This is a genomic window from Bordetella trematum (genome assembly GCF_900078335.1).
In the GTDB taxonomy this organism is placed as follows: Bacteria; Pseudomonadota; Gammaproteobacteria; order Burkholderiales; family Burkholderiaceae_B; genus Bordetella; species Bordetella trematum.
The window spans coordinates 285,827-304,917 of sequence record NZ_FKBR01000009.1; the positions used below are offsets into that span (position 1 = coordinate 285,827).

Annotated in this window: 21 protein-coding genes; 5 read left to right on the forward strand and 16 right to left on the reverse strand. The window is 65.5% G+C overall.

The genetic code is table 11. The features are described 5' to 3' along the window. Nucleotides 1–49: 49 nt before the first annotated feature. Nucleotides 50–988 carry a LysR family transcriptional regulator gene (locus tag A7V84_RS04030; protein ID WP_231940079.1) on the reverse strand — a complete coding sequence of 313 codons (939 nt, stop codon included), beginning with the start codon at nucleotides 986–988 and terminating at the stop codon, nucleotides 50–52. A 106-nt stretch (nucleotides 989–1,094) separates the two neighbouring features. Between A7V84_RS04030 and A7V84_RS04035 the strand changes: the two genes are divergently transcribed. The 4 genes from A7V84_RS04035 to A7V84_RS04050 are packed head-to-tail and all read left to right on the forward strand — an operon-like array spanning nucleotide 1,095 to nucleotide 4,309. Then, entirely contained in the window at nucleotides 1,095–1,724 is a 630-nt protein-coding gene (locus A7V84_RS04035) for an HAD family hydrolase (RefSeq protein ID WP_033534433.1), read from the forward strand. A 56-nt stretch (nucleotides 1,725–1,780) separates the two neighbouring features. Beyond that, nucleotides 1,781–2,758, forward strand: coding sequence for a Bug family tripartite tricarboxylate transporter substrate binding protein (locus A7V84_RS04040; RefSeq protein WP_033534432.1), 978 nt, complete (start codon nucleotides 1,781–1,783; stop codon nucleotides 2,756–2,758). A gap of 13 nt (nucleotides 2,759–2,771) precedes the next feature. After that, nucleotides 2,772–3,917 (forward strand): alanine racemase, encoded by a 1,146-nt coding sequence (locus A7V84_RS04045; protein ID WP_025512440.1) that lies wholly within the window; start codon nucleotides 2,772–2,774, stop codon nucleotides 3,915–3,917. Further along, complete coding sequence (locus tag A7V84_RS04050) at nucleotides 3,914–4,309, forward strand: RidA family protein (protein WP_025512439.1); 396 nt, start codon at nucleotides 3,914–3,916, stop codon at nucleotides 4,307–4,309. Before A7V84_RS04045 ends, A7V84_RS04050 begins: the two co-directional genes overlap by 4 nt. 11 nt (nucleotides 4,310–4,320) lie before the next feature. Here A7V84_RS04050 and A7V84_RS04055 read toward each other — a convergent pair whose 3' ends face one another. From A7V84_RS04055 to A7V84_RS04095, 9 genes are all read right to left on the reverse strand, one after another. Then, entirely contained in the window at nucleotides 4,321–5,283 is a 963-nt protein-coding gene (locus A7V84_RS04055) for a VTT domain-containing protein (RefSeq protein ID WP_063492454.1), read from the reverse strand. A 137-nt stretch (nucleotides 5,284–5,420) separates the two neighbouring features. Beyond that, nucleotides 5,421–6,407, reverse strand: a complete 987-nt coding sequence (gene acuI / locus A7V84_RS04060; protein ID WP_025512437.1) for an acrylyl-CoA reductase (NADPH) — start codon at nucleotides 6,405–6,407, stop codon at nucleotides 5,421–5,423. Nucleotides 6,408–6,435: 28 nt separating this feature from the next. Next, entirely contained in the window at nucleotides 6,436–7,494 is a 1,059-nt protein-coding gene (locus tag A7V84_RS04065) for a CaiB/BaiF CoA transferase family protein (RefSeq protein ID WP_025512435.1), read from the reverse strand. After that, nucleotides 7,494–8,729, reverse strand: coding sequence for a CaiB/BaiF CoA transferase family protein (locus A7V84_RS04070; RefSeq protein ID WP_025512434.1), 1,236 nt, complete (start codon nucleotides 8,727–8,729; stop codon nucleotides 7,494–7,496). The genes A7V84_RS04065 and A7V84_RS04070 overlap by 1 nt, the downstream gene beginning before the upstream one ends. Nucleotides 8,730–8,851: 122 nt before the next feature. Then, nucleotides 8,852–9,592: an enoyl-CoA hydratase/isomerase family protein gene (locus tag A7V84_RS04075; RefSeq protein WP_231940077.1), complete on the reverse strand. Its 741-nt coding sequence runs from the start codon at nucleotides 9,590–9,592 to the stop codon at nucleotides 8,852–8,854. A gap of 91 nt (nucleotides 9,593–9,683) precedes the next feature. Further along, the gene (locus A7V84_RS04080) at nucleotides 9,684–10,433 is read right to left on the reverse strand and encodes an IclR family transcriptional regulator (RefSeq protein WP_025512431.1); all 750 of its coding nucleotides are present in this window, start codon (nucleotides 10,431–10,433) and stop codon (nucleotides 9,684–9,686) included. Between the two features lie 379 nt (nucleotides 10,434–10,812). Then, nucleotides 10,813–11,376, reverse strand: coding sequence for a cysteine dioxygenase family protein (locus A7V84_RS04085; protein ID WP_025512430.1), 564 nt, complete (start codon nucleotides 11,374–11,376; stop codon nucleotides 10,813–10,815). Nucleotides 11,377–11,456: 80 nt separating this feature from the next. After that, a complete protein-coding gene (locus A7V84_RS04090; RefSeq protein ID WP_025512428.1) occupies nucleotides 11,457–12,209 on the reverse strand; it encodes an enoyl-CoA hydratase/isomerase family protein in 753 nt (250 codons plus the stop codon). A gap of 51 nt (nucleotides 12,210–12,260) precedes the next feature. Next, nucleotides 12,261–14,384, reverse strand: coding sequence for an acetate--CoA ligase family protein (locus tag A7V84_RS04095; RefSeq protein ID WP_063492453.1), 2,124 nt, complete (start codon nucleotides 14,382–14,384; stop codon nucleotides 12,261–12,263). 219 nt (nucleotides 14,385–14,603) lie between these two features. Here A7V84_RS04095 and A7V84_RS04100 point away from each other — a divergent pair, with 219 nt between their 5' ends. Continuing rightward, the gene (locus A7V84_RS04100) at nucleotides 14,604–15,581 is read left to right on the forward strand and encodes a Bug family tripartite tricarboxylate transporter substrate binding protein (protein ID WP_025512426.1); all 978 of its coding nucleotides are present in this window, start codon (nucleotides 14,604–14,606) and stop codon (nucleotides 15,579–15,581) included. Between the two features lie 123 nt (nucleotides 15,582–15,704). Here the strand turns inward: A7V84_RS04100 and A7V84_RS04105 are convergent, their stop codons facing one another. From A7V84_RS04105 to A7V84_RS04130, 6 genes are all read right to left on the reverse strand, one after another. Then, entirely contained in the window at nucleotides 15,705–16,904 is a 1,200-nt protein-coding gene (locus A7V84_RS04105) for a tyrosine-type recombinase/integrase (RefSeq protein ID WP_063492452.1), read from the reverse strand. Between the two features lie 298 nt (nucleotides 16,905–17,202). Next, entirely contained in the window at nucleotides 17,203–17,394 is a 192-nt protein-coding gene (locus A7V84_RS04110; protein WP_063492451.1) for a hypothetical protein, read from the reverse strand. Next, nucleotides 17,391–17,771 carry a hypothetical protein gene (locus A7V84_RS04115; RefSeq protein ID WP_063492450.1) on the reverse strand — a complete coding sequence of 127 codons (381 nt, stop codon included), beginning with the start codon at nucleotides 17,769–17,771 and terminating at the stop codon, nucleotides 17,391–17,393. The genes A7V84_RS04110 and A7V84_RS04115 overlap by 4 nt, the downstream gene beginning before the upstream one ends. Next, nucleotides 17,768–18,271: a class I SAM-dependent methyltransferase gene (locus tag A7V84_RS04120; RefSeq protein ID WP_063492449.1), complete on the reverse strand. Its 504-nt coding sequence runs from the start codon at nucleotides 18,269–18,271 to the stop codon at nucleotides 17,768–17,770. The genes A7V84_RS04115 and A7V84_RS04120 overlap by 4 nt, the downstream gene beginning before the upstream one ends. Next, nucleotides 18,271–18,534, reverse strand: coding sequence for a hypothetical protein (locus A7V84_RS04125; protein WP_063492448.1), 264 nt, complete (start codon nucleotides 18,532–18,534; stop codon nucleotides 18,271–18,273). The genes A7V84_RS04120 and A7V84_RS04125 overlap by 1 nt, the downstream gene beginning before the upstream one ends. Next, nucleotides 18,534–19,091: hypothetical protein (locus A7V84_RS04130; RefSeq protein ID WP_204246492.1), on the reverse strand; the 558-nt coding region annotated here is incomplete at its 5' end. The genes A7V84_RS04125 and A7V84_RS04130, both read right to left, overlap by 1 nt.

The window sequence follows — 19,091 nt, forward strand, 5'->3', positions numbered from 1 at the left end:
TCGCTGTAAAGGAACGGGAGCGCGCAAGTATAGCGGGGCAGATGCGGATTCAGGGTGCCGGCCGCCAGGGGGGATGGGGCTGGAAGGCCGCCTTGAGCAAGGCGATGAAGTGGCGCGTGCGCGCCGAGGCTACCTTCGACTGGGGCACCAGCGCCATGATGTCGGCATTGGCGGGCTGGTGCTGCGGCAACAGTTCGACCAGACGGCCGTCGGCAAGGCTGTCGTGCACATCCCATTCCGAACGGATCATCACGCCCTTGCCCGCCAGGCACCACTGGTGGATGACTTCGCCATCATTGCTTTCCATGGCAGCCCGCACACGCACCGTCTGCGGCGCGCTGCGCACGCCGCCGTTGTGAAAACGCCAGAGCGTGACATCTTCGTCGTTCTCGCGCAGCACCAGGCAATCGTGCGCAGCGAGATCGGCCGGCTTTGCCGGCTGCCCGACGCGTTTGAGATAGGCGGGCGCGGCGCACAGAATGCGACGATTCGGGGCGATGCGATGCGAGATCCAGCGCGAATCCGGGATCTCGCCGATGCTGATGAGCAGATCGAAGGCATCGCGGCCGTGTACCGGCAGTTGCGGCAGCATCAGGTTGTCGGAAAGATAAAGCTGGGCCTGCACATTGGGATGCTGCTCGCGGAACTGTGCCATCAGGGGAGCCAGATGGCGCCGCCCGAAACCCAGCGGGCCGTGCACCTTGAGCTTGCCGGCCACGACCTGGCTGCGGGCCCGCAGCGCCTCTTCAATGGCCTGCATCTGGCCCAGCACGCCGATGGCGTGTTGCGCCAGCAGATGGCCTTCATGGGTCAGCTGCAGGCGGCGCGTGGTGCGCAGCGCCAGCCGCACTCCCAGGCGCGCCTCCAGCTGGTTGAGCCGCTTGGTGACCGCCGGCGGCGTGATGTTCTCGGCGCGCGCCAGGGCCGCCAGACTGCCGTGGCGATCCAGTTCGAGCATGAATCGCAAGTCGTCGATATCGAGTTTCACGCGTCTGTTATTTACCAATTGGTTAATTAAGAAATTCTATTCCATTAACCAACTCGGCGGCCTCGGTGCCTACACTGAGGGTTCTCTGATTTCTGTCCGCCCAGCCATGACACGCCAATACGATTTCGTTCTGTTTGATCTCCTGACCGCCTTGCTGGATTCCTGGACCCTGTGGAACGAGGTGGCCGGCAGTGAGCAGGCCGGCCGCGACTGGCGCGCCGCCTATCTGCGGCGCACCTACGCCTGCGGGGCCTATCGGCCTTATGAAACCCTGGTGCGCGAAGCCGCCCGGGAAACCGGCCTGCCGCCCGGCATGGCCGACGCGCTGGATGCGCGCTGGGGTGAACTCAAACCCTGGGACGGTGTGGTCGACGTGCTGCATAGTCTGCGTGCCACGCACAAGCTGGGCGTGGTGACCAACTGCTCGGAGCGCCTGGGCCGGCTGGCTGCCGATATTCCCGGCGTGCCATTCGATGTGGTGATCACCTCCGAACAGGCCGGTTTCTACAAGCCTGACCCGCGTCCCTACCAGATGGCCCTGGATGCGCTGGGCGCGCCTGTCTCGAAAACCCTGTTCGTGGCCGGTTCCGGTTATGACCTGTTTGGCACCTCGGCGGTGGGCATGGACACCTTCTGGCACAACCGCGTGGGCCTGAGCCTGCCGGCAGGCGCCCCGGCGGCGCTGGCCGAGTCGCCCCAGATCGCACCGCTGTTGGAGATCGCCGCCCGCCGCTAGGGCGACACCCGCCATACGGACCCCCGCCCACCCGCTTTACGTTTTCAGGAACTGCTATGAAACTTGCCGCCCTGGCGGGCGCGTTGACCGCGTTCGCCCTTGCCGCGCCGCACTCACAGGCGCAGACCTGGCCGCAAAGGCCCATCACGCTCATCATGCCTTTTCCCGCCGGCGGGCCCAGCGATGCGCTGGCGCGCGCCGTGGCGGCCAAGATGGCGGGGGCGCTGAAGACTTCCATCGTGGTCGAGAACGTCGGCGGGGCGGGCGGCTCCATCGGGTTGCAGCGCGTGGCGCGCAGTGCGCCCGATGGCTACACCATTGGCTTTGGCACGGTGGGGACGCACGCGGCCAACATGCTGCTGTACGCCAAGCCGGCCTACGATGCCCGTGGCGATTTCTCTCCTCTGGGGCAGATCGGCTCGGCGCCGACCGTACTGCTGGTCAAGCAGGGTTTGCCGGTCAAGAGCTTCGACGAATTCGCCGCCTACCTGAAAGCGCATGCGGGCGAGATGTCGTATGGCAGTGCCGGTGTCGGTTCGATTTCGCATCTGGCCTGCCTGATGTTGCTGACCGATCTGAAGGCCGATGTGGTGCACGTCCCCTACAAGGGGGTTGCGCCCGCCATGACCGGCCTGATGGGCGGGGAAACGGATTTCATGTGCGACCAGACCACGACCGTGTTGCCTCAGGTCGCGGGTGGGCGTGTGCGCGCCATCGCCATGCTGACCCGCGAACCGTTTGACGGGCTGCCCGGCGTGGTGCCGGCCCAGGCCAGCGGCCTGACCGCTATCGATTTCCGTTCCTGGAATGGTCTGTTCGCGCCTCGCGGCACGCCGGCGCAGATCGTGCAGCAGTTCAACACAGCCATCAACGATGTGCTGGCCGATCCCGAGCTGGTGCGCCAGATGGGCGAGGTCGGCGTCGAGTTTCCCGAGCGCCAGGCCAATACCCCGGAGCAGCTCGCGCAACAGGTGGATCAGGCGCTGCAAAGCCTCACGCCGCTGCTGCAGGGCGAACGCGCACAACCTCATTGAAAGCAGGAATCTTATGCAATTCGAATCTCTGGAAACCCCCGCCTTGTTGCTGGACCAGACCCGCATGGCACGCAATATTGCGCGGCTGCGTGAGCGTCTGGCGCCGATGGGCGTGACGCTGCGCCCGCATGTCAAAACCAACAAGTCCGCTGATGTCACCCGTGAGCTGGGCGGGCCTGCCCATCCGATCACCGTGTCCACGCTCAAGGAGGCCGAGTACTTCCTGGCTCACGGCTGGCGCGACATTCTCTACGCCGTGGGGGTGGTGCCCTCGAAGTTGCCGCATATCGACCGCCTGGTGGCGGGCGGTGCGCGTCTGAGCATCGTGCTCGATAACGTGGAAGCCGCCTGCGCAGTGGCGCAATATTGCCAGGAGCACGCCCTGTTTCTGCCGGTGCTGATCGAGATCGACACCGACGGCCATCGCTCGGGAGTCGCCCCCGAAGATCCATTGTTGCTGGATATCGCGGCCCAATTGCCGGGCACCCCGAGTAGCGGCGCCTGGCTGGCCGGCGTGATGACCCATGCCGGCGAGTCGTACAACTGCCGCAGCCAGGCCGCCATCGAAGCCTGCGCCGAACAGGAGCGGGCTGGCGCGGTGCGGGCGGCTGCGCGGCTGCGCGAAGCCGGATACGAGGCGCCGGTGGTCAGCGTGGGCAGCACGCCGACGGCCCACTTTGCGCGCAGCCTGGAGGGTGTGACCGAAGTGCGCGCGGGGGTCTACGTGTTCTTTGATCTCGTCATGCATGGATTGGGCGTGTGCGCCCTCGACGACATTGCCCTGTCGGTGCTGTGCACGGTCATTGGCCATCAGCGCGAGAAGGGATGGTTGATCACTGATGCGGGCTGGATGGCGATGTCGCGCGACCGGGGCACATCGCGCCAAGCGGTGGATCAGGGTTACGGTCTGGTCTGCGATGTAGACGGCGAGCCCCTGGGCGAGCTCATCGTGGCCGACGCCAACCAGGAGCATGGCGTGATCCGCCATCGCAGCGACCCGCAGGCCACGCCCATGCTGCCCATCGGCACCCTGTTGCGCATTCTGCCCAACCACGCTTGCGCGACCGGTGCGCAGCATGACGCCTACCATGTGTTGCGAGGCCCGGATCACACGGTGCATGCCCGTTGGCCGCGTCTGAATGGCTGGGGCGCGCTATGAGCGCGGCCCTTGTCCTGACGCCCGCCGTGGCTGGCCTGGCCGCGCCGCGGGGGCATTATTCGCATGTTGCGTCCGGCGCCGGCATGGCCTACGTCTCAGGGCAACTGCCCCTGGATGCGCAGGGCGTGCCGCAAGCGGATCTGTCTCTGGAGGCGCAGGCGCGTCTGGCGCTGGCCAACGTGCAGGCGGCGCTGGCAGCTTGCGCCTGCGGCTGGCATGATGTGCTGAAGGTAACGGTGTATCTGGCCGGCGTGGAGCATTGGCCGCAATTCGACGCGGTCTATCGCGAAGCGCTGGGCAAGGCACGCCCGGCGCGTGCCGTGGTGCCGGTGCCCGCCCTGCATTATGGTGTGCTGGTGGAAATCGAGGCCGTGGCGGTGTTGCCAGCCTGAGCCGGCGGGCCTCAGGCGGCGCTGGTGGCCTGAGGCAAATCGGGCGAGTGCGTCGCCTGCATGGCCAGCCAGGTTTCAAAGCCTCCCTGCAGGTGGCGGGCGTTCACGAAGCCCAGGCGACGCAGGCGGTGCGCGGCGCGCGCCGCAGTGGCGTCATGGGGGCAGGCGCAAAGCGTCACGATGCAGGTGGTGCGTGGCCATTGCCGCACCAGACGCGGCAACTGCGCCAGGGTCACCAACTGGGCGCCAGGGATGGTGCCCAGCTCGGCCACCAGGGCCGGGCTGCGCAGGTCCAGCACTTGTGGCTTGCGGGCGTCGCTGACCAGTTCGCGCCAGTGTTCCTGGGTAATCGAAGGCATGGCCGCCAGGCGCAGGAAGGCGTGACGATGCCAGAGTTTCCAGGCCAGCCATAGAAGCAGCAGGCTCATGGCGGCCAGGCCCAGGACGGGCGCATGGCTCTCCAGCAGCGCGAGCGCTTCGTCGACCTGCGTTCGCAGCAGCCAGCCGGCCAGCAGGGCACTGCCGGCCCACAAGGCTGCGCCCCCGCCGGCAGCCAGGGTGAATCGCGCCAACGGCATGCGCAGCACGCCCGCCATGGGGGCGGCCACCGCGGAGAAGCCGGGGATGAACTTGGCGAACAGCAGCGACCAGGCGCCCCAGCGGCCGAAGCGATCGGCCGTCTGCGTGACACAGCTGCCCGGATTGATGGACAGCTTGCACATCCAGGCCAGCACGCGATAACCGAAGCGCCGGCCTATGCCATACCAGAGACGGTCGGCCAGCATGGCCGCCAGCAGCGCGATCGCCATCAGCACCAGCAGTTGGGGGGCGCCGGCAGCCAGGCTGCCCGCCAGTAACAAGGTGGGCAGCACCGGAATGGGCAGGCCCATCTGCTGCAGCAGCACATTGGCAAAGACCACGCCCGGGGCGTAGAAGGTGAGGGCGGCGCGAATCGCCGCAGCGTCAAAATCCATACAGTGGCGGCCGCGTGGGCCGATAGCGGGCAGTATCGGGCCAGGGCCGGATGAACCTCCTGCCCTGGCCGACATTTTACTGCGCCACCCGGCGAGCCGCCCTCATACCCCTGCGCGCCGTGTGCCGGGAAGGGGCCTCAGGCGTTGACGTCGACCACCACGCGCCCGCGCACCTGGCCCGCCAGCAGGGCTTGCGACACCGGTATGGTCTCGCCCAGGCCGATGGTCGGCCCGGTCAGGCGCGCCAGTTTGTCCTTCTTCAGTTCGGTGGCCAGGCGCTGCCAGGCTAGCTCGCGCTGCTCCGGGGGGCAGAGCATGCAGTTGATGCCCAGCAGGCTGATGCCGCGCAGGATGAATGGCGCAACCGAGCCGGGGAAATCCATGCCCTGGGCCAGCCCGCAGGCGGCCACAACGCCGCCGTCGTGCAGGGTGGCGCAGACATTGGCCAGCGTGTGGCTGCCGACCGAATCGATCGCCCCCGCCCAACGGGCCGTGCCCAAGGGCCGGCCGGGCTGGTTCAGGGTGTTGCGATCGACAATCTCGGCGGCGCCCAGCGCCTGGAGATAGGCGGCCTCCTGGGGGCGGCCGGTCGCCGCCGCGACCCGGTAGCCCAGGGTGGAGAGCAGGGAGACCGCCACGCTGCCCACGCCGCCGGCCGCGCCGGTGACCAGGATGTCGCCATGTTGCGGCGTCAGGCCCTGACGCTCCAGCGCCATGACCGCGAGCATGGCGGTATAGCCGGCCGTGCCGATGGCCATGGCCTCATGCAGGTTCAGTTCCGGCGGCAGGTGCACCAGGCCGTCAGCCGGGACGACGGCTTGCTGGGCCAGGCCGCCCCATCGGCTCTCGCCCAGCCCCCAGCCGGTGATCAGCACTTTGTCTGCGGCCTGAAAGCGTGGGTCGGAGCTGTCCTGCACGGTGCCGGCCAGGTCGATGCCCGGCACCAGCGGAAAGTGCCGCAGGATGGGCGCGCGCCCGGTGATGGCCAGCGCATCCTTGTAGTTCAGGGTGGAATAGGCCACCTTGATGCGCACGCCTTCGGCAGGCAGGCGGTCCTCGGTCACGGTCTGCAGGCTGCTGCGGTAGCCGGCGTCGTCTTTCTCGGTCAGTATGGCTTGAAACATGTCGGATCCAGAAAAGAGAGGCTGAGATTCATTCGCGCAACGGGGCAAAGCGCGGCGCCAGCCCGGCCCGGTGACTGCCGTCGGCCGCGGTGGTGAAAACGGCGCGCGACTGGTTGTGCGGGTGCAGCGGCGCTTCGCTCAAGGACAGCACCGGGCTGACGCAGGCATCCAGCGGTTCGAATACGGCGCTCCAGTGCGCGCGTGTCCGGGCGAGGAAGCACTGCGTGAAGCGCTGGCGCAGCGCATCCCAGTTCGCCGGGTCATCGCGCGAGGGCAGGGCGGCTTCGTCCAGGCCCAGCGCCTGCACGAACACCCGGTAAAACTGCGGTTCGATGGCGCCCACCGCCATGTAGCCGCCGCAAGCGGTTTGATAAACACTGTACCAGGGGGTGCCGCCGTCCAGCATGTTGACCCCGCGCTGATCGCGCCAGCTTCCCTGGGCCAGTCGTTCATAGACCACGCCGCTCTGACGTACGGCGCCATCCAGCATGGCGGCATCGACCACGCAACCCTGGCCGCTGCTGCGGGCGCGCAGCAGCGCCGCCAGCAGTCCGATCACCATGAAAGTGCCGCCGCCGCCGTAGTCTCCCACCAGGTTCAGCGGGATGGTGGGTGGCCCATCCCTGGGGCCGATCGCATGCAGGGCGCCGGACAGGGCGATGTAGTTGATGTCATGACCGGCGCGCAGCGCCAGCGGGCCGTCCTGGCCCCAACCCGTGACGCGCACATAGACCAGCCGCGGATTGAGGGCATGGCAGTCCGCCGGCCCCAGGCCCAGCCTTTCCATGACGCCAGGCCGCATGCCTTCGATCAGCACGTCGTGCTCGGCGATGAGGGCGCGCACCTGTGCCTGGTCGGCGCCGGACTTCAGATCCAGATGGACGTCCCGTCGGCCGCGCTCGCTGAGCGTGTCGGCAGCCTTGGACGGCTGGCCCGCTTGCGGCCGGCAGACGCGGGTGATCTGGGCTGCCATGTCGGCCAGCAGGCTCACGCCCCAGGGCACCGGGCCGATGGCGGAGAATTCCAGCACTTTCAGCCCGGCCAGCGGGCCTGCGGCCGGGGTGGTTTGCAAGGGGGCGAGACTCATCACAACACTCCTTCGGATTGCAGGCGCTGGAATTCTTCGGCGCTCATGCCGAGCTGCTCCAGGTAGATCTCTGCATTGTGCTGGCCCACCGCCGGGGCCGGTTCGACCTTGCGTTGCGGCGTGTGGCTGAAGCGTGGCACCACGCCCTGCATGCGGATCGGCCCCAGGGTGGGGTGGTCGACCGACACGATGTTCTCGCGCGCAGCATAGTGCGGGTGCTCGACGATATCGGCGATCGTCAGGGCGATGGCATAGGGCACGCCCTGCGCATCGAGGGCGTCGCAGACGGTTTGCAGCGGTGTCTCGCGTATCCATTGGCCGACGATGTCATTGAGCTCTTCGACCCGGTTCCAGCGCTGGGCATGCGTGGCCAGCTCGGGATCCTGGTGCAGATCGGGGCGTTGCATGGCCTGGCACAGGCGGCGAAAGACTGCGTCGCCCGAGCAGGTCAGGGTCATGTAGCGGCCGTCGCTGGTCTCGAAATTGTTGCCCGGCGCGGCGCCGTAATGCACATTGCCGGTGCGTGTACGCACCAGGCCCAGCCGGTCATAGGCGGCTGTCATGGATTCGGTCATGCGGTACATGGACTCGTACAGCGCCAGGTCGATCTGCTGGCCGCGCCCGCCATTGACGTCGCGATGATAAAGCGCGGTCATGATGGCGAAGGCGCCCAGCGTGGCCGTGAAGTAATCGGCCATGGACGTGGCGATACGCACCGGGGGCCGGTCGGGATAGCCATTGAGCGCCATGATGCCGCTGAACGCCAGGCCGATGCGGTCATAGCCGGCCCGGTTGGACAAGGGGCCGGTCTGGCCGAAACCGGAAACGCTCAGCATCACCAGCCCAGGGTTGATCTCGGCCAGCGCCTCGTAGCCCAGGCCCCACTTCTCCAGGGTGCCGGGGCGAAAGTTCTCCAGCACGACATCGGCGCGTGCGACCAGGCGCTTGAGGATGGCCTGCCCTTGTGGCGTGCGCAGGTTGAGCGTGATGGATTTCTTGTTGCGGCCATCCACGTTCCACCACAGGCTTTCCTCTTCGAGAAAGGGGCCCAGGCCGCGCAAGGTATCGCCGCTGCCGGGTTGTTCGACCTTGATGACGGTGGCGCCGAAATCGGCCATCAGGGTGCCGGCCACCGGAGCGGCCACCATGGTGCCGATGTCGATGACGACGAGTTTGTCCAACATGGCGCCGGCTTTGGCCGCGGCGGGTTGGGAGGGTTGCTGCGAGGTGCTCATGCTTGGTCTCCTCGGGCCAGTGACGGATGCCCTGGCTTGATTGGTATGGCGGCGCCGCGTATGGGCGCGGGCATGCCGCCCGCATGGATGCGGGCGTGCTTGCAGTCCGGGGTGGGGCAGGGTCAGCGGTCGGCGAACACCGGCGCGCGCTTCTCGCGGAAAGCGGCCACGCCTTCGGCGTAGTCATCGCTTTGGGCGATGGCCTGCAACTCGCGGTTGACGCGCACAAACGACTCCGAGGGGCCGCTGGGCACGACCTGGCCGACGAATTTCTTCAGGGTCCGCAGTACCATGGGAGCCAGCGTGGCCAGGTGGCGGGCCATCTCCAGGGCTGCCTGCACGTGTTGCCCATCGGGCGCCAGCTCGTTGACCAGACCGACGTGGTAGGCGCGCTGCGCGCTCATGGGCTTGCCCAGCAGGATGATCTCCATCGCGGCCTTGTGCGGGATGCGTCCGGCCAGGCCGGCGATCATGCCCTGGGTCAGGCCGAGACGGCCTTCGGGATAGCTGAATCGCGCGTTCTCGGCGGCCACGGCCAGGTCGCTCATCATGGTCATCACCAGCCCGCCGCCTACGCACCAGCCGCTGACGGCGGCGATGATGGGTTTGTGGGTCGCAATGCCCAGGCCCGGCAGACAGCGCCACAGCTCCGGCATGCTGTCGATATCGGCGCCGGCCGAGAAGGCTTCATTGCCTGCACCGGTGATGACGGCCACGCGCCGCCGGGGCGAGGCGTCGAACTCAGCGAAAGCCTCCTGCAGATCAATGGCGGTCTGGGCGCTGATGGCATTGCGCCGTTGCGCCCGGGTGATCGTGAAGAGGCTCACGCCATCTTCGAAATGCTCCACGCTGATATTGCCCACGTTGTCTCCTCGATGTAATGGGGCAGGGCCTGGCGGCCTTGCCATGGTCTACCTGGGCGTGATGGGCTTGCGCGTTGCATCCGCCGCAGTTTTATCGTTGCGTGTAGCCGAGCCGGGCCGAAATGCTGTTGGCCAGTTCGATCAGGCGCGGCACGGTATTGCTGATGACTTCGTCGGTAATGCGTTCGGCCGGGCCGGAAATCCCCAGCGCCCCGACCACGCTTGTGGTTGCGTCGCGCAGCGGTGCGGCGACCCCGATGACCTGCTCGCGCCATTCGCCGGTGTTGACCGCGTAGCCGATGCTGCGGATGCGGCGCAACTGCCGATGCAGTTCCTCGGCGCTGACGATCGAGCGCGGCGTATGGCGCTGCAACTGTTCGGCAGCCGCGGCCACGGTGTCTTCGCTGGACCAGGCCAACAGGGCCTTGCCGGTCGCCACGCAGGCTGCCGGCGCGCGTCCGCCGACCGTTGTGTAGGCGCGCACCGGTTGCGGGCTGTCTATTTTTTCGATGTACAGCACTTCCACGCCTTCCAGGATGGAAAGGTGGACGGTCTCCTGGGTTTCCTTGGCCAGCAACTCCATGTAGGGCAGGGCCTCGCGCCGCAGGTCCAGGCGGCGAAACACCTTGGCGCCGAGCTCCCACAGTTTCATGGTGAGCTGGTATCTGCCGGTTTCGCTGTCCTTGCGTGCGAAGCCCTGGTGCACCAGCCCCTGCAGCAGACGGTGCACATTGCTTTTGCCCAGCGAGAGCTGATTGGCCAGTTCCGTGACCCCAGAGCTTTTTTCGTTGTTGGCCATGGCTTCAAGCAGAACCAGGCCCTTGAGGAATGTCTTGTCCACGTTATCTCGCTTCCATAAATGGTTGTGCCGATCCGGCGCGCGCCGACGCCTGCTTGTGGCAGGAGTGGTGCTGCGGGCTGGACGGGCATAGAACGGCCGTGCGGGCCCGTCCGGCGACATCATGGCGGCGATCCGTCGAGGATCGGAGAGAAGGGGCCGGTGCGCAGCATCCGGCCGGGGCTGGCCGCGCGCGCAGCTGCGGCGGCCGCGCATGCAGGCCGGGCGTCAGTCGCCCGCACTGTGTGTCGCCAGGCGGTTTGCCGGCTATCTTACGGCATCCCCGTTGCGCACCGGCGCCGGCACGGCGTCGCAGCGGCAGGGAAGCGGTCGGAAAGCGGGCGGCCGTCATGGTGCGATTCCGGGCGGTGCGCAGCCGGCCTCAGCCCGCCTGGACCGAGGCGTATCCGGAGACGAAGCGCTTGCGCTCGCCACTGGCCGGGTCGTAGACATGGCGCTCGACTTTGCCGATATCGGCGCCGTAGACATGAATGCTGATGGACACCCGGTCGTCAAAGACATTGGAGACGCGATGGATGTCGCCGATGGTCGGCGACACGCAGGCCGTCATTCCGGGTTGCAGGGTCTGCCTGTCCGTGATGGCGTAGCCGCCGCCGGCCTGCGGCTCGAATTGCTCGGAGAGTTCGGCGCCACGCAACATGCCGATCACGCCCCAGACGGTGTGGTCGTGCACCGGGGTTTTCTGGCCAGGCCCCCATACGAAGCTGACGATGGAAAAATCACCGCGCGGGCAGGCATACAGGCAGTACTGCTGGTAGTACTGGGGATGGGGCTGGGCGAAGCGCTCCGGCAGCCAATCGTCATGGCGCACCAACGCCTGCATGAGCGGCTCGACCGAGGCCAGCAGGCGCGTCTCGTCACCCTCGGCCTCAGCGATCTGCTGGCGCAGGCGGTCTATGAAATCATTCAGGCGGTGTGCGGTCATGGCAGGGGCTCCGGCAGCGGTAACGAGGCAGGAAAGGGGGCAGGGCGGGCCGCCTCTGGGGCCCGCCCCGGCGTGGCGATTTATTTGCCGATGAAGACCGGCTCGCGTTTCTCGCGGAATGCCTTGAACCCCTCCTGGGTGTCGTGGCTGCGCTCCAGCATGTGCAGCTGGTACAGCGTACGCGCCATCTGCTCCGAGGGACCGCGCTTGACCACCTCATCGGTGATGAAGCCCTTGAGCGTGCTGTGGACCAGCGGCGCCATGGTGGCCAGCTCATCGGCCATGGCGACTGCGGCCTCGACCTGCTTGCCAACGGGAACCACCTCGTTGACGAAACCCAGCTGGTAGGCGCGCTTGGCGTCCAGGGTGCGGCACAGCAGAATCACTTCCATGGCCACGTGGTAAGGCAGGCGGTTGACCAGGCCGGAAATGATTCCGCCGGTAAAGCCCACCTTGGCCTCCGGGTAGTAGAACTTGGCCGACTCCGACGCCACGATCATGTCGGCCATCATCGCCATCACCAGCGCGCCGCCGATGCACCAGCCGCTGACCGCGGCGATGACCGGCTTGTTGGTCTGCGAGCCCACGCCGGGGATGCCGCGCCACAGTTCCGGCATGTCCTTCAGGTCGGCGCCGGCCGAGAATGCATCGTCGCCCGCGCCGGTCAGCACGGCGGCACGGCGGCTGTCGTCGCGGTCGAAGTTGATGAAGGCATCCTGCAACTCTTCGATCAGCTTCTTGTTGAGTGCATTCTTCTTGTCCGGCCGGTTCAGCGTGATGATGCTCACGCCGTTGTCCTTGTTTTCGACGCGGATGAACTCGTAATTCGACATGTCTCGCTCCAGGGTTGTCGTTGTAATGGGCAGGGCGGCTTGCGGGGCCGCTCAGCGAATCAGCAGGCGGGCGTCGACGGCGCAGGCTTCGTCGGCGTTCACCAGCAAGGGGTTGATGTCGATCTCGAAATCGTGCTTGCCCAGGTCGTGCATCATCCAGCTCAGGCGCACGATGGATTCGACCACGGCGTCCAGGGCGACGGCCTTGCCGCGATAGCCTTGCAGCACCGGCCACAGCGTCAGGGACTGCAGGCCTTGCAGCACGGCCTGACGCGTGACCGGGGCCGTGGCCAGAAAACGTTCCGGCAGCAGTTCCACCAGGGTGCCGCCTGCGCCTACCACGATCACCGGGCCGAAGGTGGCATCGCGGCGACCACCCACGATCAGCTCCACATGGCCGTGCACCATGCGTTGCACCAGCACCCCGTCGATGCGGGCGCCGGGCCGGCGCAGCGCCACGTTCTGCAGCATCTGGTCGTGAGCCTTGCGGACTTCCTCCTCCGATGCCAGGCCGGTCACGACGCCGCCGACATCGGATTTGTGCACGATGTCGGCCGAAACGATCTTCAGCACCACCGGATAGCCCAGTTGCCGGGCAATGGCGGCGGCGTCCTCGGCAGTCCGGGCGATGCGGCCTTCATTGGCCGTGACGCCGTAGGCGGCCAGCATGGCCTTGGTGTCATGTTCGCTGTATTGCCCGGGGCCGAAAGACAAGGGGTTGCGCGGGCACTCGGGCGGGCGCGGCTGCGCGGCCACGGGTTGCATGGCCTGCCATTGCCGGGCGTGGCGCAGCGCCTGGACGGCGTCGGCGGTCGAGTTGGCATATGGCAGTCCCAGTTCGGCCAGACGTTGGCGCACCGGGTCGGAGGTCTGCCCGGCATCGACGGCCACGATGACGGGCTTGCGGTGCTGGCGGCCCTGCTCGGCCAGGGCCTCGATCAGCTGCATCTGCCAGGGAATCGGCGCCATGGCCGTCACGCCCAGCACCGCATCGACAGCAGGGTCCTGCTGCACCGCCTGGCAGGTCAACTGCGCGCCGGCGCGCTCGTCGCCAGCCGTGCGGGCGCCGAAATCCAGCGGATTCTTGATCTGACGTGGCGGGTAGCACTGGCTCAGCAGGCTGCGCGTGGGCTCGCCGAACTCGGCCAGTTCCAGTCCGGCTTCGGACGCGATGTCGGCGGCCAGCGCCCCACCACCGCCCGAGGGCGACACGATGACCAGATGACGCAGAGTGCGTGCCGGCTGCGTCGCCAGATAGTTGGCGGTCAGCAGCATGGTGTTCAGGTCGCCGAGCACCAGCGCGCCCTGCTCGCGGCAGGCCGCCTCGAACACGGCCGCATCGCCGGCGATACTGGCCGTATGCGAGAAGGCGGCCTGCTGGCCGGCCTGGGAGCGGCCCGCCTTGACGATCAGCAAGGGCTTGCCTGCGTCGCGCGCGGCGCGGGCGCAAGCCAGAAAGCGTGTGGCGTCCTTCAAGCCTTCGATATAGGCGCAGATGACCTTGGTGCTGCGGTCGGCCACCATGAACTCGATGAAATCGCAGACCTCCAGGTCCGCCTGGTTGCCGACCGAAAAACCATGGCTGAACCCGCCGCCCATGCTCCAGGCCTTGTCGAAGGCGGTCGTCATCAATGCGCCGCTCTGGCTCACGAAGCCCACGGGGCGCTGCGGCAGGCTGCTGCGCTCCAGGATCGGCGACGAGCACAGCACCAGCCCCTTGTCGACGCTGATGAGGCCCAGGCAATTCGGGCCCACCAGACGCATGCCGTGGCGTCTTGCGATGTCCACGAGCTCGCGCTCTTGCGCCTGGCCGGCCTCGTCGACATCCGAGAACCCCGCCGAAATGATGATGCCCAGGCGGGTGCCGCGCTGGGCGGCCGCGATCACCTGGTCGCGCACGAGGTGGCTGGGCAGCGCCAGCACGAAGGCGTCGGGCGCGGCGGGCAGGGCGTGCAGATCCGGATAGGTCTTGATGCCGAACAGTTCCTGGCGGCCGGCGTTGATCGGGTACACATCGCCGCCGAATCCGTGGCGCAGCAGATTCTTGAACAAGCGTCCGCCGAATTTACTCTGGTCTTCCGAGGCGCCGATCACGGCCACCGAGCGTATGTCCAGCCAGGGAGCCGGCCCCTCGGAGAGGGCGGGCACGTCGGCCGGGCAGGCTTGTTCAGTCATCTTGGTGTCTCCAAATTTAAAACATGATTCCAGAATTTAGAACAGCATGGGATGTATTTAAAACTGCTATTCGGGATGCCGTCAACCGCATATTTCCCCTTATCCTTATAACCTGACGATTTATTAGGGGAAACACTTTGTTGACCCGGTTTGCCAGCCTCCCATATCATAAATTTGGTGGAACATCGTTCCATTATTTAGAACAAAGGAGACGGGAAGATGAAGCTTCAGAATTTGCTGTTAGCTGGGTTGGCCGTTGCAGTGGGGATGCAGGCGTTACCGGGAGTGGCGTCGGCGCAGGGGCTGCAGGGCAAGCCGATCACCATCGTGGTGCCCTTCCCGCCCGGAGGGACGTCGGACCTGATGGGTCGCATCATGGCCAAGGGTATGTCCAAGCGTCTGGGCGTGCCGGTCGTGGTCGACAACAAGGGCGGCGGCGGCACGCTCATCGGCTCGCAGCATGTGGCGCGCGCCGAGCCCGATGGCCATACTTTGCTGCTTGCGGCCACCCCGCACGCCATCAACGCTTCGCTCTACAAGAACATCCCTTACAACACCCGCAAGGATTTCCGTACCGTGGCCTACATGGCCGAAATGCCTCTGATGCTCGCCGTGCCGGCCGACAGCGAGTACAAGACCGTCCAGCAGCTCGTCGAGGCGATCAAGTCGGGCAAGAAGGAGCTCACTTATGGCTCGTCCGGCGTGGGCGGCTCGCCGCATCTGGCCACGGAGCTGTTTCTCAAGCCCATCGGTGGCAAGGCCGCCCATGTGCCCTATCGGGGCAGCAACCCGGCCGTGATGGATCTGGCTGCCGGCCGCACGACCTTTGCCTTCGATACGCTCTATCTGATCATGACCCAGGTCGAGGCTGGCAAGCTTCGCCCGCTGGCCCATACCGGCACCCAGCGGCATCCGCGCGTGCCCGATGTGCCGACCCTGAGCGAAAGCGGCTTTCCCGACTACAACGTCACGTCCTGGTTTTCGATCGCCGCCCCGGGCGCCACGCCTGATGCCGTGGTCGAGACATTGAATCAGGCCATCAATGACACCCTGAAAGACCCTGAGGTGGTGGACTTCCTGACCAAGCAGGGAATGATGATCACCGGCGGCAGCGCCAAGGATGCCCAGGCCCGCCTGTTGAAGGAAATCGACACCTGGGAGCAGGCCGTGAAGATTTCCGGCGCTTCGATGGACTGAACCGGCTTGGCCCGTCTGTCGTCGTGGCGGGCAGGAAAACAGATAAAAAAAGGCCAACCGGTAAAGGTTGGCCTTTTCAGTGCTTTGGAATCTGGTGGAGCCGGGGGGAATTGAACCCCCGGGCTAGCCAGTGTTTATGCGGCTCTTGGAGGTAATGTTGACCAAATGCTGACCGTTCGATGTCCCGTACAGGGCCTCAGCCTTGGACCCTGCGTCGGGGGCGGCGTCAGGCATCCAGCGGCCGTACACGCGGCGGATCATGCCCCAGTCTGCGTGGCCCATCTGGCTTGCGACCCACATAGGATGCTCGCCAGCAGACAGCATCATGGATGCGTAGGTATGTCGTGTCTGGTATGGCACGCGGTAACGGACCTTGGCGCGTTTCAGAGCGGGCTGCCATAAGGTCTTGCGGATCGGCTGGTCTCCCTCCCACGGCGCGTCTGTGCGTGGGTTATGAAAAACGTGGGCGTTCGCCAGCAGGGTAAACGCCTTTTGCGCTTCCAGGGCGTCACGGGCTGGTCCGAGCAGCTTTACCATGCGCTTGCTGCTGCTGGTCTTCGGGGCTTCGGCGGCTCCTTTGGCCGCCTGGGTCGTTGCACGCCGAATCCGAACTTCCCCACGGACCAGGTCGACATCTTCCCACCGCAAGCCCACCATTTCGGACGTTCGAAGACCTGTCCACAAGGCGAACTGGACGAAGTTCCGACCCTGTCCATCGAGCGCTTTGAGAATTTCCGCCTGTTCCGCAGCCGTGAACGGGTCTACATCGTCCTCTTCTTTAGGGGCCTCGTTCTTCGCGTAGGTCCAGCCGGCAATGGGGTTGGCCTCTATCAATTCGTCCGTCACGGCTTCGTCCAACGCCGTGCGCAGGACGGACAGGACATTCGCAATGCGTTTATTCGTCACGTCCATCCCTTCGCACATTTCGCGAACGTGGGCGCGCCGCAGATCTGCAAGCTCGTGCTTGCCGAGTGACGGTACAAGACGGCCGTTGACTACTTTGCGATAGCCGTCTGCTGTACTGGCCTTGATGGTTTTGGCCTTTCCGTCTACCCAGCTCTCAAGATAGGCCTGAACCGTTCTGCCCAGGGTCTTCGGGCTGAATTTGGCCGCGTTCTTGCTCTCTGGGAAAGTTGTTGCATAGCTGAAGGTGCCGCGCGCGATCGCGTCGAGAATCGCAGCGCGATGGTTTGCCGCCCGCTTTAGGTTAGCGGGGGTGGGCTGGAGCTTGATGCGTTCCCGGCACCGCTGGTTCGCATAGTAGAAGTCGATTTCGATCGACGACTCGGAAGCTGGCCGAACGCCATCGTACTGCTTGCCCATTCGTTATAGCCCTCGGTGTCGATGAGAACCCGGCCGTCTGGCGCTTTGACCCAGACAGATCCTTCGCCCCAAATTCCGTCCCTTATTTTTGTCCTTATGCCGTCTTCAGTATAGCCAGTCTCCAATGAGAACTTGCGGATCGTCAGATAGCGAACTGACATATCGCCTCTCCAAAGAACGGCCCGCGCTAGGCGGGCCTCCATGCGTTACGTGTGGTGTCCAGCATCTGCTGGATGGCTTCGGTCATTTCGGTGGTCTATAAGCCCAGCAAAAAGTGGATTTGTGACTCATATATGAGTCATTCTGGTTGCAGCTTTTCCAGCCCGCTCACCACGGCCATGATTCGGGCATAGTGGGCTTTTGCTTCCGGCTCGCCGGTCCAGTCGCCGGGCGCCAGGGTGTGGCAATCGCGCAGCCCAGAGGCCTCTTCGGTGAGTAGCTGGATGGCCTCGGCAATGGGGTTTGTCGTGCTGCTGGTGTTGGGGGTCATGCGGCAGCCCTTTCGATGTCGCGATACATGCGGTCCACGGCCTTCTGTCGGGCGTCCAACTTCCTGATGCGTGCCAGGTGATCGTGCAGGGCTTTGTCGTATGGTTCGATCTCGAGTAGCAGCCGGAGCTTTTCTTGGTGGTCGGTGGTCGCGTTGCACTGGGCGGCCAGTGCGTCGCGCTTCGCGAAGTCGGGCTTACCGGCTTCCCAGCGGGAAAACTCCGCATCGTAGTCGGCCAACAGCTTCTCGCTGGCAATCCTCCAGCGGATGAAAAGCAGGTCTCGGCGGCTGATGCGCAGAAAGAGTCCCTTTTCGCGCACGAAGGCGATGAGTTCTTCCTTCGTGAACTCGTTAAGGATATCGACGCTATTTTTCATGCTGCCCCTCCTTCGCCCTGGCTGGATGGGGCGGCTGGCTTCATGAACGTCAGCCAGTGCGTTTTCTCGCGCTTGCCCGACTTGTGGCCGAACAGCGGCCGGTGATCGGTCAGGGCAAGGATCTGGCTAACCGGGATTTGCACCTCTGCCCACTTGAAGATCAGTACGCCTTCGGGGCGCAGGACGCGGAAGCACTCAGCGAGGCCTCGCCGCAGGTCCTCGCGCCAGTCCTCGGTCAAGATGCCGTACTTGGCGCGCAGCCAGGAATCCATGCCCGCACGCCGAAGATGGGGCGGGTCGAACACGACCAGGGAAAATGTGTCGTCTGCGAACGGGATGGCCCGGAAATCCATGTTCAGGTCGGGCGTGATGTTGAATGCACGGCCGTCGCACAGGGTGTGCTCTTCGCTGCGGATATCGCCGAACAGGGCGCGTTGGTCCTGGCGGTCGAACCACATCATGCGGCCGCCGCAGCAAGGGTCGAGAATTGCCGTATCCATCACGCTTCCCCCTTGTGCTGCTGGGCGACGAAGTCGATAGCGTCTGCAACCGCGCGCAGGTGTTTGGCTGCGCAAGCGTTGCAGATGACGCCCCTGTCCGTCACATAGGAGATATCCAGGCGCATCGAGAGTGTCAGGGTCGCCGTTACATCGCGGTCGCTCCACAAGGTGTCCTTGTGGACTCCGAAGATCGACAATTCCGGCACCTCAGACCTGCACACATCGCACTCGTAAACCGTAGTTGTGGTGGTTTTGATGCCCATCACGCACCCCCTTCGCCCTGCTGGGCGGCAATGGCGGCGTTTACTGCCTCGATAACCAGACGTGCGCCCGCTTTGATGAATTCCATCTGACGGGGCGTTGCGTTGAAATAATCGAACCTCATCCCGTCGATAGCCGCCTGGATGGATGCAACCACCGCGTCCTTCGCATCCCGCCCGTCTGCGGCATGGGTTTTCCGCTTCTGAATTCCTCCAACGGCCCATGCCCCCGGCGAGTGCGCGTCCATGTATGTCTGGATTCGTTGGGCTGCATCCAACAACCAGCGCGGCACGGCCGGCGCGGTGCCACCCATCGACACCATTTCGACACCAGAGTCCTGCGGCGGTTGAGCGGCAGGCCCACTTGCCAGGGCGGCAATCACGTCATCGCGCAGGAGGAACGCGCCATCGTCGCGCTTGAGCGAACTCAAGTACCGGCCGCCGTTCCCATCGTCGGCATAGCCAAAGCCGTATCGCTGCAGCGATCTGACCGACGACTGCGCCTCCCCGGCTACAGGGGCGCTTGCCAGGGCGGCAGTGGGCTCGGCGTAGAGTTGACC